This window comes from Pelosinus baikalensis (assembly GCF_020819555.1).
Lineage (GTDB): Bacteria > Bacillota > Negativicutes > DSM-13327 > DSM-13327 > Pelosinus > Pelosinus baikalensis.
The window spans coordinates 74,293-88,015 of record NZ_JAJHJB010000001.1 but is presented as its reverse complement, the minus strand read 5'-3'; the positions used below and the strand labels follow the sequence as shown (position 1 = coordinate 88,015).

Sequence of the window (13,723 nt, the reverse complement as noted above, 5' to 3'; positions counted from 1 at the left end):
TTATTATAATTAATGATAATATATTACAATAACAATAGCAAGACGATACTAGGAGGTAGAAAAACATGCCATATGAAGTCAAACGAATTTTCGTAGAAAAAAAGCAGGATTTTGCGGTAGAGGCCAAGGGGATGTATGCTGATCTTACCCAGAATCTTGGCATTACAGGCTTGAAACATGTACGCCTTGTCAATCGTTATGATATATCGGGAATTAGTCAGGAAGAGTTTGCAGAAGCAAAACTGAGTATATTCTCTGAGCCGACTGTTGATGATGTTTATGATGAAATACTCAACATAGAGCCAGAGGATAAAATATTTGCAGTAGAATATCTGCCGGGTCAATATGACCAGCGAGCTCATTGGGCGTCGCAATGCGTGCAAATACTAACAAAAACAGAAAACTTATCCATTCGTACTGCCAAAGTAATTGTATTACAAGGCAATATTACAGAAGATGAGTTTAAGAAAATAAAAGAGTATAGTATCAATCCGGTAGAAGCGCGGGAAGCTTCTTTAGAAAAACCACGTAGTCTTGAGCTAACAGTGGGAAAACCTGCTGATGTAAAGATGATTCCCGGTTTTATTACCCAATCAGCAGAAGAACTAGAATTGCTGTTAAAAGGTATGGGACTGGCCATGGGACTAGGAGATATTGCATTTTGCCAACAATATTTTCGTGATGTGGAAAAACGCAACCCGACAATCACAGAAATCAGGGTGTTGGATACCTATTGGTCAGATCATTGCCGTCACACCACTTTTTTCACTACAATTGAAAATGTAGATATAGGAACAGGTCATTTTTCAGAGCCGATTGCTAAAGCCTATGATCAATATCGTAAAGCCAGATCCCTTGTATATCAGGATCGACAAAAAGATATCTGCTTGATGGATATCGCCGTTATGGGGATGAAAGAATTGCGCCTGCAAGGCAAACTCACAGATCTGGATGACTCGGAAGAAATTAATGCCTGCAGCATTGTTGTTCCTGTGGATGTGGATGGCAGCATAGAAGAATGGCTGGTTATGTTTAAGAATGAAACCCACAATCATCCAACAGAAATTGAGCCTTTTGGTGGTGCGGCGACTTGTTTAGGCGGAGCCATTCGTGATCCATTATCAGGCAGATCTTATGTGTATCAAGCCATGCGAGTTACAGGGAGCGGTGATCCTCGTACAAAAGTAGAAGATACTTTAGCCGGAAAATTGCCCCAGCGTAAAATAACCTTGGGAGCGGCAGCAGGGTATAGCTCCTATGGAAATCAAATTGGCTTAGCCACAGGTCAGGTAGCAGAAATTTATCACGAAGGTTTTATCGCAAAACGAATGGAAATTGGCGCAGTGATCGCTGCTGCTCCAAAAGAAAATGTAGTACGCGAACGACCAGCAGTGGATGACATCGTGGTTGTATTGGGCGGAAAAACGGGTCGGGATGGCTGCGGCGGGGCAACGGGCTCCTCAAAAGAGCATACGGAAGAATCCCTGGCAACCTGCAGTGCAGAAGTACAAAAAGGCAATCCGCCTACGGAACGGAAAATACAAAGGCTGTTTAGAAATCCCAAAGCAAGTCAGATGATTAAGCGCTGTAATGATTTTGGCGCAGGCGGGGCATCTGTTGCTATTGGAGAATTGACAGATAGCCTGGTCATTGATTTAGATGCGCTGCCGAAGAAATATGCAGGCCTGGATGGTACTGAACTGGCGATTTCCGAATCCCAAGAGCGTATGGCTGTAGTCATAGCACCTCATCATCTGGAGGAATTCATGTCCTATGTCGCAACAGAAAATCTAGAAGCGGCAGTAGTGGCAAAAGTAACGGATACTGGGCGACTCGTCATGTTATGGCGGGGAATTCCCATTGTTGATATTAGCCGGGAATTTTTAAATACGAATGGTGTTAAACAAAAAGTAGATGTACAGGTGACTGCGCCAGTAGAAGCTGAAAATTATTTTGCTGCTAAAGCAAATGAGATAGACAATCTAGAAATAGCTTGGCTTGATAATTTGCGTGATCTTAATGTATGCAGCCAAAAAGGTCTTGTCGAAATGTTTGACAGTACGATTGGTGCAAGTACTGTATTGATGCCCTTTGGCGGTAAGTTCCAAACCACACCGGCAGAAGGAATGGCGAGTAAAATTCCTGTCCTTAAAGGGAATACGAATACAGCTACGTTAATGACTTATGGTTATGATCCTCAGCTATCCACCTGGAGTCCTTTCCATGGTGCGGTATATGCTGTTGTAGAAGCAGTAGCAAAAATCGTGGCTATGGGTGGTGAATATCACACCGTTCGCCTGACCTTGCAAGAGTATTTTGAAAGATTAGGGCAGGATGCGGTAAAATGGGGCAAACCTTTTAGTGCTCTTTTAGGCGCTCTTCATGCGCAAGAACAGTTCTCGATTCCTGCCATTGGCGGCAAGGATAGTATGTCTGGGACCTTTAAAGAGCTGACGGTGCCTCCTACTTTAGTGGCTTTTGCCGTCAACGTGGTTCAAGCGGACAGGGTGATTTCTCCAGAGTTCAAAGAGATCGGAAGTCAGATCATACGAGTACCGTTAGTTCGTGATGCATATGAATTGCCAGATTTTCCTGTCGTGTGTCAGAACTATGCTAACATTACTCAATTAATAAAAGCTGGTCATGTGTTAGCCGCTCATACAATTAAAAGGGGCGGTTTAGCAGCGGCTATTAGTAAAATGAGCTTTGGTAATAAAATCGGCATGGCCTTTACTTCTCCATTGTCATCCCAAGACTTATTTGCTGCCGATTATGGCTCCTTGATACTAGAGATCCCTTCCGGTATCGCTGTAAAAGAGATGTTAGGCGAGATGACATATTCTGTTATAGGTCATACCCAGGAGCAACCAAGGATTGATATCAATGGTTATTCTATTGACCTTGAAAAAGCGCAAACTGCTTGGGAACAGCCTCTAACTAAGGTTTTTGCCACGCAAACAGAAATAAGTAAGGAAAAACCGAAGCAGGAGTTGTTTGCCAGCAATCCGAAAAAAGCAAAACATTCTTTTGCCAAGCCCCGCATCTTTATTCCGGTTTTCCCCGGAACGAACTGCGAATATGATTCTGCCAAAGCATTTGAAATGGCAGGCGGTATCGTAGATACGATGGTCATTCGTAATCTCACCCCATCAGCAGTAGAAGAGTCTATAGAAAAAATGGTCAAGTCTATTTATCAATCTCAAATTATTATGCTGCCAGGTGGTTTTAGCGCTGGAGATGAACCAGACGGCTCAGGCAAATATATTGCCACCATGTTTAGAAATCCAAAAATTAAAGAAGCCCTGCGGGAATTTTTATCACAAAAAGACGGGCTGATGCTGGGCATCTGTAATGGTTTCCAGGCTCTTATTAAACTAGGTTTAGTACCTTATGGTGACATTGTTGACTTATCACCAGAGTGCCCTACGTTAACCTATAATCAAATCGGCAGACATATCTCTTGTATGGCGAACACCAAACTTGTGTCAAAACTTTCTCCCTGGTTTAATAACATAGAATTAGGTGAGGTTCATACTATTCCTGTATCTCACGGTGAAGGTCGTTTTGTTGCCAGCAGTGCAGTGATAAACAGCTTGCGGCAAAAGGGACAGATTGCTACTCAGTATGTAGATGAAACAGGACAGCCTACCTATGATATTCGCTACAACCCTAACGGATCTGTAGAAGCAGTAGAAGGAATTACCAGCCCAGACGGAAGAATATTAGGAAAAATGGGTCATTCGGAACGAATTGGCAACCAGGTAGTGAAAAATGTCCCTGGCAGCAAAGATCAACAGCTATTTGCCGCTGGAATTGGATACTTTAGATAGAATAGAAAAAGAAAAGTAAAAAGACTACCATTTTTATGGTAGTCTTTTTACTTTTCTTTACATTACAATTTTGTAAATAAATATATGATTTTAATAAAAAATGTTAAAATCTATACCTTTTGGCAGATGAAATAGTTATCAAAATGTATTATTGTAACGGTAATGGTTTAAATTGGTAAAGAAAATACTGGAAAGGAGATAAGAAATTTAGCCAAAAGCGGGGTAAAAGCATGAGGCATAATTTTACATAGAATTTCAAAAAACTTTTTTGGGAAGGTGGTGAAAAGCGGATTGATACAAACGAATTTTATAAAGAATCCGGCGCTTCTTTTCCTTTTGTTGCTCGCACTGCTCATCTTTTTTGGGAGCGCCTCCCACAGCGCGACGGCGGCGGAAGCAGTAAAAAGACATGAAGTCGTTTTCCTTCTCGATGTCAGCAATTCTATGAACACGACAGATGCGGAAAAACTCGCGCCGGATGGTCTGGAAGAAATTTTATATACATTGCCATCGAATTATTCAGTAGGCCTTGTTGCCTATGGCAGCGACGTGCAGGTGGCAAAGCCGTTGGACGCCAAACGCGAACAAATTGGCGCTGCGCTGCGCCAGGTGAACTATACCGGTTATACGAACGCCGGGGCGGGACTGGAAAGAGCGTTGACGCTATTTAAGGATAGTACAGCGGACAAAACGGTGGTTTTGCTTTCCGACGGCGAAATCAGGCTGGACGATCCGGTCGCGACGGGAGCCTCTGAGGAGCAGTTCAACCGGGCGATGCAGGCGGCGGCTCAGCGCGGCATCCGCGTCTGTACGGTCGCGATCGGTGAGCCGGGCAACGTGCCGCAGGCGAATATTTACGATTCCGCCAACCGGCAGGGGTTGTTGTTTAACGTTAGTGACGTCGCACAGCTAAGCGGCATCGCCAAAAAGATTTTATACGAGGTATTCGGCATTGCCAAATCAGCCGTCAGCAGCGGTGATCTGCAAAGCGATACGCTGCGCGTGCGCTTGCCGTTTGCACGCAGCGACTCAATCAATGGAGCGAAAATTCTCCTCACTTCCACTGTACCGATAGGCAATATCGGCGCCAGTTACACAGCCCAAAGCGGCGAAATTTTAGTCGGCAAACGATTTGCCGTATTGAACCTGCTGCATCCGCAAAGCGACACGGCGGAGATCCGTTTCGGGTCTGCGGGCGGCGGCAATGTGCAGGCCGACCTGATTCTGGAAATGAACGCGTCGATTCAGGTGGAAGTGAAGAATACGACCCTTGGGCAATCGGAGCAAAAGACGGCCGAGGTGCGGCTGATTCCCGTCAGCGCTGCAAATCAGAATCTGCATCTTTTGAATGACCCCTATTTTGAAGGCAAACAGGTCCTTGTAATGGCGGACGGTCAGGAAATCACGGCGGTGGTGGAGAAAGGGGCAATCCGTTTTTCTCTGCCGGCTGATAGCACACGCAGCGTAGCTGTGAAAGTCCGTTACGAAGATCTCGGCGTCAACATCATTGCGCCGGATACAACAACTGTGCAGATCAACCAGCCGGAAGGATATGGGAAAATAATTGCGTTCGTTGCGGCCATTGCCATTGCCATCGCTGTGCTGGTCTGGTGGAGAACGCGAAAACCGAAACCGGTGCCGCCGGCTCCACCGCCCGCAAGCCGCTACGAATACGCCGGCAAACTCAAAATCTATGTCACTAAGGCACCGGACGACAGCGACATCGCGCCCATGGAATACAATTTGTACCGCCACTTCAGGAAAGAAGAAATCAGTCTGGGGGCGCTTCTGGAAAACTGCGGACTTTCCTTTGCCCTGGCCGGCGCGTATAAAGTCTTTTTCAGTCCGGGTGCCAACAAGGCGCTGGTGCTTACGAACAAGTCGGACTGCACCATTTTGAAAAACCGGGACCTGTTGGTAAAAGATCATAGCTGCCTCGTCTATTTCCACGAAAGAATTCATATTACGTTTGAGGACGAGCGCAGCGAACTGATCTTAGAATACAAAAATGTCAAGCCGTCTGAACGGCCCTAATGCAAAGGAGTGGACAAATTGGCTATTATTACGCAAACAAACCGGACCCTGCTTTTAGAAGAGATCAATCCCGAGAAACTCGACCTGCTCACCATGGTGGGCGACGTAAAGGGAATGGACAGCCTTAACGATGAGAAGATCAAAGAGATCAACGAGCATCTCTCGGTCAAGAGCTTTGACGAATTTTTGGAAAAATTCGATCCTGTCGTCTATTCCTTTTACAATGCCAACAACCAGCGCGTCATGTACACGCTGAAAAAACCGGAAACCATTCCGGACGAACTACTGACGGAAATCCATCTCAACATGCACAACGACTTTCTCAAGATGCTGCTGACGCTGGTGGAAACGAAGCGCTCGCAAGGACTCTTAAACGTCGATTTTAAATTTGAGAAACTGACCAATCTGATCTCGCCGGCCAAGGTCATGGAAGACATCCGCCAGATCAGAAAAGAGATGCGTTACGTCTACTCCGAGTACGCGTTGCTTGAAGAAGGCGACCCGAAAAGACTCGACGTGGGCGACAAGTTGAACGTCATGTTTGAAGAAGCCAGCATGAACTACAACAACGTAATGGCTATGCTGCCGCTGGCGATCGAAGACATCAAGACGCGGCTGCTTCTGGGCGCGGGCGGCGACGGCAAGAACAACACGCCGCTTACCTTAGGCGTCCTGTCGATGGGTGAGGAGGGCGAACTGAAGATACTCGAAGCGCCGAAACCGGAAACCAAAGCCCTGGCCACGCTCGACGACCAGATAAATCAGGGATTGATCACGGCAATTGAGGATGACTACCAAGCGCTGAACGAGGAAAATCACAACGACTATGTCAAGGCGCTCGTCGCTCGGACGTTCTGCCCGCTGCCGTCCACGATCGTATCGACCGTCGATACGGAAAAAGAAATCGCCAACTACAACTCCTATCTGGAATTTTATAAAACCGCCAAAGACGATTTCATCAAAACAGTCAAGCCGCTTATCGAAAAAGTGCTGGGCGTCAGACTGTTCTTTGAACAATATCCGGCCAAGCTTAAAGGCATGCGGCCGACCCTTCTCATTACCAACGCCAGCAACGAAATGGTGGCCAAAGCGTCCAATATTCCGCGCCTGATCACCTTCCTCAACACGGTCAATGCGAAAAATGACTTCAACAATACGGTCTGGTATTCGATCTTCCCGTCCGTCTCCCTTGATCAAAACTCCAAGATGAAGCTGACGCGTGAACGGTTCCAGGGCAACAAGGTCGTCGAAAATCCCAACGTCAACAGTGTGGAATCGCTGGCCCGCATCCTTGACGTTCTGAAAGACTATCGGGTACAGTGCTTCTTCAGCTACGAGACGGGCGACAAGACGACCTTCAACTACATGGCCACGGAAGGCATCGACAAATTCGTCGAGCGCTGCACAAGCCTGACTGGTAAACCCTACAGCGAATTTGCAATCCCCTGCGTTCCGAACTTCACCATCGTGCCGAAGGACAAATCCGGTGTCGTGCTCGACAAAAAAATGTTCTTAAACGACGCCAATATGGCGGAACTATCTGGCGCCAAGGAAGACATCATGAAGCTGTGGATCGACGGTGTCTATATTGGCGCGGCGTTCGTCGCGGCAGGTCTGTACGCGGCCACGCAATGCCCGGAATACCTTAAGAAAACTTTCAAGCGCAACGTTGACACCGAACTGCCCGGCGTGCGCTTTGACATCGAAGCCGGCGACCACCCGCTGCGCGTGCGGACGTCGCTGGCCAAAGAAATCACCGGGTTTACAAATAGTATCAAGGATGATATTAACCGCAAGAATTTTGGCTTCGTCTTCTCTTCGGAAAACGCTGCCTTTGACGGCCTGAACATTACGGACATCATGGTCTACAAGGCGCGCAACCTTCTCTACGACGCGGAGCTTGGCGTGTACGAGCCGATCTACAAGACACAGGTCACGACGTACATCGAACGCGTTCTGCGCCACGGCACCGGCGATTTCAAACAGGACAATATCATCAAATTCTTCTCCAACAATCCGCAGAGCCAAAAGAGCCTGTGGATCGGCAAACGCGATAAGGTCAACTCGATCATCAGCGAAGGCGACGACATCAACTACGTCATCGACGAAGCCAACGGCATCTGCACGCTGGATATCACGTTCAACGGCAACGTGAAGAACCTCGAAATCGAGATCAACCGTCTGACGTCGGCAGGCCGAACCGCGTAAAACGTTGCCCCAATGCCGGCGCGAATTTTTAAATGTATTTGCCATATCCGATTTGCGCCGGCAAGTTTATATAAAGAATGAAATGGAGGAATTAGTATGGGTTTCAGATTAAAGGTCACTGGCGGACCGGAAGATATTGCATTTGACGAAAGAGCCATCGTCAAAGCGGAGTTTTTCTCCGACTCGCCAAACGACTCCAATGCGAGAGCGACCGACGTGGCGCTCAGCATCAAAGTGTGGGGCAAAATGCTCTACTCCCTCGGCGGCAAAGAAGCCGACGCTACGCTGAACGTGGCGAAATGGTCGCAGGTACCGAGCGAAAAGGCGGACTGCTACAGAAGCGCCCAGCTTGACATCGTCGCCGCCAGCCAGATGGTACGGCAGTACACGCTGCCGGATGCCTTCGTGATGGAATACAAGGAAGAACTCGACGACGAAACCGGCGTCGGCACCTTTTATCTCCATATGAAGCAGAAAAAAGACCAGAATGCCGCAGTGAAGCTTGACGGCGGCTTCGGGGCGGAATAAGCGAAAGGAAGGGTGAAACAATATGGCATTTAGAATCAAAATCGAAGGACAGGAACCGTTTGACATTCCGCCGGAATGCACCAAAAGCGTACAATTCACGACGGAAATTCCACTCGACTCCAATGCGCGCACCAAAGACGTGGGCACAGGCCTCGTCATCATCGGTAAAATTCTCGCCGCCACCGACGGCGACCCCGACGACAGCACGCGCAAAATGGCATTGTGGTCCGTCGTACCGGCGGAAAAAGCCGACTGCTACCGCAAAGTCACCATCGAACTGACCGCGGCAGGCGTAATCGAACGAAAATACCACTTTCCCAATGCGTTTGTCGTCGATTACCAAGAAAAATACGGCGATGTGGACGGCACAGGCACCTTCACGCTGGCGCTCCGGCAGAAGAAGGACAAGTTAGCGAACGTTACCGTAGAAGGCGGATACCCTGCCTAATGCAATCGAAAAGGCGTGTCCCGGTCGGACACGCCTTTTCTAAATTGACTGACGAAAGCGAGTGACAAAATGAATCTGAATCCTTATGCAATATTGGGAGTGTCAAAGGACGCTGGCGAAGACGAGATCAAAAAGGCGTACCGGAAACTTGCCAAAAAATATCATCCGGACGTCAACCGGAACAATCCGGCGGCGGGGCAAAAATTCAAGGAGGTCGGCGAAGCCTACCGGATTCTAAGCGACAAACAGGCGCGCCGGTCCTACGATGAGGCAGCGCAAAAAACGGCCGCGGCGGCAGAAGAGCCCCGGCGGCAGTCCGCCGGCGCGCCGGCCGGCGGCGCGTTTGACATTGCCAATATGGCGCAAGGCATGCAAGGCAGCTTTGAACGTTACTTCGGCTTCGATCCGCAGACGGGCAAGGTTACGCGCGAGGAAAAACTCAACGTCAACGCCAAAAAAAAGAAAAACCCGCTCGATACGACAGCCATGTTCGAAAGCTTCTTTTCCGACTTCAAAAAGTGAGGAGGTGTATCAATGGACAAGAAAAAAAATATCGATCTGGCCATCGCGATCCTGTGTGGTCTGGTCGTTCTGATTGCACTGTACGGGATGGAAGACGCGCCCATCAGTTTATATATTGCCGTTTGCGCCGGCAGCGGCTTTATCACCTTCCTGGTCTTTTATCTGACGGCCGCCACCAAAGAGCGGGCAGTGCAGGAAACGCCGGTTCCGGAGGGTGGTGCTATCACGGAACTGTTACTCCTCAATGAAGAGGAAAAACCCATTGCTGCCTGGGATATGTTCGGCAAGACGGCCCTGGTAATCGGCAAGGACATCAAAGAAAACCATGTGGATATTAACCTGAACCAGAGCGTCTACGCCTCGATGATCGACATCGAGCATGCGGTTTTAAATTACGCCAACAACCACTGGTACATCGAAGATCTGGGCTCGAAAAACGGAGTCGTGCTGCAAAAAAAAGTCGACGATCGGAAATACAAGCTTGCCGCCGACCAGCCGTGCAAGCTGGACGCGGGCGACGTCATCATCGTCGGCCTGACCAAACTGCTGGCAAGATAAATGGAGACTTGATTCGAGAGACGTTTTACACTCTTTTGAATGTTAGTCGGAATTATCCAGGGAGTTAGCCGCTCTTAACTCCCGCTTATACCAAGACGGGAGCCTTAGAGCGGATTAGTCATCGGATAAAACATTAGAGAAAGAAGGAATCGTATGAGCAATTTAATTCGCTGCCAAAACGGGCATATGTTTAGTTCCCGTCGCTACGGAACCGTCTGCCCGTACTGCAATATCGAGACGGCTACCAAAGAAAAAAAGGAAACCGGCCAGACGGACGTAGATGTGGAAGAACTGCTGTTTTTAGAAGACGTGCAGCCTGTCTGCGGCTGGATCGTTTGTATTTCGGGGCCGCGGCAGGGCAAGGACTACAAGATTAAGAACGGCAAAAACTTTATCGGCCGCGCTGACGATATGGACATTCAGATTCTCGGTGACAACAAAATTTCGCGCCGTAATCACGGCATCATCGTTTTTGACCCCAAGAAAAAAGAAATGGTGCTCTTGCCGGGCGAATCGAACGGCATCGTCTACCTTCAGGGCGACGCCGTCTATACGCCGAAAGTGTTAAATACATATGATGTCATCGAACTGGGCGACAGCAAATTCCTCTTTATCCCGTTCTGTGGCGAGCAATTTAACTGGGAAGATGTGAAGAAGCCGAAAGATACGGAAAACAGCGCTGCGGGAGCAAGAGCATGATCCATGCACCGGCTGCCCTTATCCTCGTGCTGTCCATAGCGGTGATTGCCCTGGTCATTAAGCGGATGACGCTTACGCCTGCCCGCAATACCAGAGTGGGTCAGTGCATGACCATCGGCGACCGCGAAGTACAGGAAGACAATTACGGCGTTCTGGCAAATCAGACGGGAACCCTGCTGGTGCTGGCCGACGGCATGGGCAGGAAATACGGCGGCAAAATCGCCGGGCGCATCGCCGTGGAGACGTTCGTGGACTTATTTAAAGAATATAAGGCGTTTGAAAAACCGCAGTATTACTTCCGCAAAGCCTTTCATGCAGCCAATCGTGCTATATTGAACAAGGTGGAAGACGGGCGCGGCTCGGCCAGCGTCGCCGCGGCCCTCATTGCCGACCATACGCTCTACTACGCGCTCGTCGGCAATATCAAAATCGCCGTCTATCACGGCGGCGACCTCGTGCCGGTCAGCGAAGGCCATACCATTGGTGTGCTGGCCCAGCAGAAATACCTGCAAGGAAGTCTGGCAAAGGAAAGCGCGATCGAGCTCTTGAACCGGCACCGTCTGTATAACTTCGTCGGTCAGGACGGCTTTAAAGACATTGAATTCTTCAGCCAGCCGCTGCCGCTGCGCGCCGGCGACGCCGTTGTCCTTATCAGCGACGGCATCTACGAGACGCTGCTTTGGCGCGAGATCGAGCACGAGCTTGCGCAAGGCCGGGATGCGCAGCAGCAGGCGCTCCGGATTATCGAACGCGTTAACCGCAGCAGATTGCCTGACAAAGACAACGCCAGCATTGTTATCTATAGATGTTAGACTTTGGCAGCCAAAATCCAGCGTCCAACGTCCATACAGGGGGATTCTATGAAAAAGCTGAACAGTGAATTTAAAACCGCATTTATATCGGAAGCCGGGGCGGCGCTGACGAACAACGACTATTTTGCCTTCGTCGAACTCGACGACTACGCCTGTTACGTCATTGCCGACGGCATTACGGACCTGGCGCAGTCGGAAAGCGCCCAAAAGGCGGTCGAGAGCGTCATCCTGCACTTTCAGGAACGTCCGTCACTGACGCGGCGGACCTTGCGCGCCTGCCTGGAAAGCGCCAACCGCGATCTTCTGCAGGCGAATGGCCGCGAAGTGCTCAAGGCCTCGGTAACCGTGATTGTCACCGACTATGAAGCCGTACGCTACGCTGCCGCCGGCAACACGCGCTTCCGCCTGTATCGCGACGGCACGCTGAATACAAAATCAAAGGACATGTCCTTAAGCCAGGACCTGGTCGAAAAAGACGAAATTACGCCCAACGTGCTGTCAAGACACGAAGAGAGGCATAACCTCTATACCTATCTCGGACAGGAAAAAGACTTCCGTCCGCACATATCCGGCAAGCTGAAGCTCATGAACGGCGACATCGCCGTGCTGTATACGCGCGGCATCTGGGAAAACCTTGACGAGGCCGACATCGACGACATCTTTTCCGAGACGACCGACGATCCCCAGGAACCGCTGAACAACACCGAAGACATGCTGCTGTCGAAGCAGCCGCCGGACCTTGACAATTACACGATGGCGGCCGTCTTTATCAACAAAATCTTCACAGACCCCAACCGCGATCGCCGTCGTAAACGCATAATCAAGATAGCGATTATTGTCCTTATTGTGCTCCTCATTGTGAGTATTATTGCCTACGTCCTGTACAGCCGGCACAAAGACAAAGTGGACGAAATGAACCTCAGGGCGGACAGCACCATTGCCTGCATCCAGGACAACAACTACATCCGGGCCCGGGAAGAAGTGAAAAAAGCCCTGCAGCAGGCGGAAAATCTCAAAGACAAGGAAAAAATCCAGCAGCTTAATAACTATCTGCGGCTGATTGAAAGCGTGATCACGGCTGACGATGCCTACCAGAACCAGAAATTCGACGATGCGTATCAAGGCTATCAGACGGCACTGGAACGGTCCCGCTACGCCGATAAACTCGGCGAGGCGTACATCAACCGCCGGATTTCGAGCGCCGAAGACAACCTGACGGTAGCCGACTTCATCAATCTCGGCGACAAAGCTATGGAACAAGGCGACCTCGGCCAGGCGGAAGTGTACTACTTGCGGGCCAAAGCATTTGCTGCCAAAATCCACGCCGCCGACGGCAAAGTACAGGCGCAGGCCGCACTCGACAAACTGTACGACGCCAAACAAAAGCAAAAAGACGAACAGGAAAAGAAAGACAAACAAAGGTTAACCGGCGATATCAGTGATCTGATCACCCAGGGTGACACGCTCTCAGAGTACGGCGATCTGGATATGGCCGAACAGAGATACCTGGCCGCGCGCTCTCTGGCAGCGGTACACTACCACGCCGACGGCAAAAAAGAAGCACTGGCGGCGCTTGACAAGCTCGGTCAGGCCAGAGGCAAAGCGGCGGCAGCAGCGCAAAAAGAAGCGGAAAAACACGCTGCCGAGTATACGGCCGCCGCCGCCCTCGCCGGACAGGGTGACGCCGCGTTCGCGAACGCCGACTACATCGGGGCGGCGGCCAGCTACAACGCGGCGCTGGCTCAGTACACCGCGCTCGGCGATACGGCCCAGAGCGCCATCCTCAGCGGCAAACTGCAAAATGTGACCGCCAAGCAACAAGCGCTCGACCAGCAAAGGGCCGACGCCGCGGCGGCACAAGCCCAGGCCGGCGAACTCTACGCGCAGAAAGAATACACGGCCGCCAAACAGGCGTACCGCCAAGCGCAGCAGCTCTACCTGGCGCTTGGCAACCAGGCGAAAGCGGACGAGATCAAGACCATCCTTGACCGAATCGACGCCGACGCCGCGATTATGTCGGCGCTGCCGCAGTAACCGACGTCAGACCCTGAGCGGGAACAGATGGTTTCGCTCAAGTCCCAAGT

10 protein-coding genes are annotated in these 13,723 nt (G+C 50.0%); all 10 read left to right on the top strand.

The annotated features are described in order from the left end of the window. Window positions 1-65 precede the first annotated feature (65 nt). The 10 genes from LMF89_RS00350 to LMF89_RS00305 all read left to right on the top strand — a co-directional run bounded on the left by LMF89_RS00350 (window position 66) and on the right by LMF89_RS00305 (window position 13,673). On the top strand, window positions 66-3,830 hold the full coding sequence (locus LMF89_RS00350) for a phosphoribosylformylglycinamidine synthase (protein WP_229533357.1): 3,765 nt from the start codon (window positions 66-68) through the stop codon (window positions 3,828-3,830). Between the two features lie 291 nt (window positions 3,831-4,121). Then, window positions 4,122-5,864, top strand: a complete 1,743-nt coding sequence (locus tag LMF89_RS00345) for a vWA domain-containing protein (RefSeq protein WP_229533356.1) — start codon at window positions 4,122-4,124, stop codon at window positions 5,862-5,864. Window positions 5,865-5,882: 18 nt separating this feature from the next. Beyond that, window positions 5,883-8,072 (top strand): transcriptional regulator, encoded by a 2,190-nt coding sequence (locus LMF89_RS00340; RefSeq protein ID WP_229533355.1) that lies wholly within the window; start codon window positions 5,883-5,885, stop codon window positions 8,070-8,072. A gap of 96 nt (window positions 8,073-8,168) precedes the next feature. Continuing rightward, a complete protein-coding gene (locus tag LMF89_RS00335) occupies window positions 8,169-8,600 on the top strand; it encodes a hypothetical protein (protein ID WP_229533354.1) in 432 nt (143 codons plus the stop codon). A gap of 22 nt (window positions 8,601-8,622) precedes the next feature. Beyond that, on the top strand, window positions 8,623-9,048 hold the full coding sequence (locus tag LMF89_RS00330) for a membrane-associated protease 1 (RefSeq protein ID WP_229533353.1): 426 nt from the start codon (window positions 8,623-8,625) through the stop codon (window positions 9,046-9,048). 69 nt (window positions 9,049-9,117) lie between these two features. Further along, complete coding sequence (locus LMF89_RS26040) at window positions 9,118-9,570, top strand: J domain-containing protein (RefSeq protein WP_304622589.1); 453 nt, start codon at window positions 9,118-9,120, stop codon at window positions 9,568-9,570. A 12-nt stretch (window positions 9,571-9,582) separates the two neighbouring features. Beyond that, complete coding sequence (locus tag LMF89_RS00320; RefSeq protein ID WP_229533352.1) at window positions 9,583-10,128, top strand: FHA domain-containing protein; 546 nt, start codon at window positions 9,583-9,585, stop codon at window positions 10,126-10,128. Window positions 10,129-10,281: 153 nt separating this feature from the next. Next, a complete protein-coding gene (locus LMF89_RS00315) occupies window positions 10,282-10,827 on the top strand; it encodes an FHA domain-containing protein (protein WP_229533351.1) in 546 nt (181 codons plus the stop codon). Then, entirely contained in the window at window positions 10,824-11,639 is an 816-nt protein-coding gene (locus tag LMF89_RS00310; RefSeq protein ID WP_229533350.1) for a PP2C family protein-serine/threonine phosphatase, read from the top strand. The genes LMF89_RS00315 and LMF89_RS00310 overlap by 4 nt, the downstream gene beginning before the upstream one ends. Window positions 11,640-11,687: 48 nt before the next feature. Beyond that, window positions 11,688-13,673, top strand: coding sequence for a PP2C family protein-serine/threonine phosphatase (locus tag LMF89_RS00305; protein ID WP_229533349.1), 1,986 nt, complete (start codon window positions 11,688-11,690; stop codon window positions 13,671-13,673). Window positions 13,674-13,723 lie beyond the last annotated feature (50 nt).

Bases quoted from the DNA above. Each gene is read 5' to 3' on its own strand.
- LMF89_RS00310 (WP_229533350.1), top strand. From the start codon at position 10,824: ATGATCCATGCACCGGCTGCCCTTATCCTCGTGCTGTCCATAGCGGTG.
- LMF89_RS00305 (WP_229533349.1), top strand. From the start codon at position 11,688: ATGAAAAAGCTGAACAGTGAATTTAAAACCGCATTTATATCGGAAGCC.
- LMF89_RS00335 (WP_229533354.1), top strand. From the start codon at position 8,169: ATGGGTTTCAGATTAAAGGTCACTGGCGGACCGGAAGATATTGCATTT.
- LMF89_RS00330 (WP_229533353.1), top strand. From the start codon at position 8,623: ATGGCATTTAGAATCAAAATCGAAGGACAGGAACCGTTTGACATTCCG.
- LMF89_RS00320 (WP_229533352.1), top strand. From the start codon at position 9,583: ATGGACAAGAAAAAAAATATCGATCTGGCCATCGCGATCCTGTGTGGT.
- LMF89_RS00350 (WP_229533357.1), top strand. From the start codon at position 66: ATGCCATATGAAGTCAAACGAATTTTCGTAGAAAAAAAGCAGGATTTT.
- LMF89_RS00315 (WP_229533351.1), top strand. From the start codon at position 10,282: ATGAGCAATTTAATTCGCTGCCAAAACGGGCATATGTTTAGTTCCCGT.
- LMF89_RS26040 (WP_304622589.1), top strand. From the start codon at position 9,118: ATGAATCTGAATCCTTATGCAATATTGGGAGTGTCAAAGGACGCTGGC.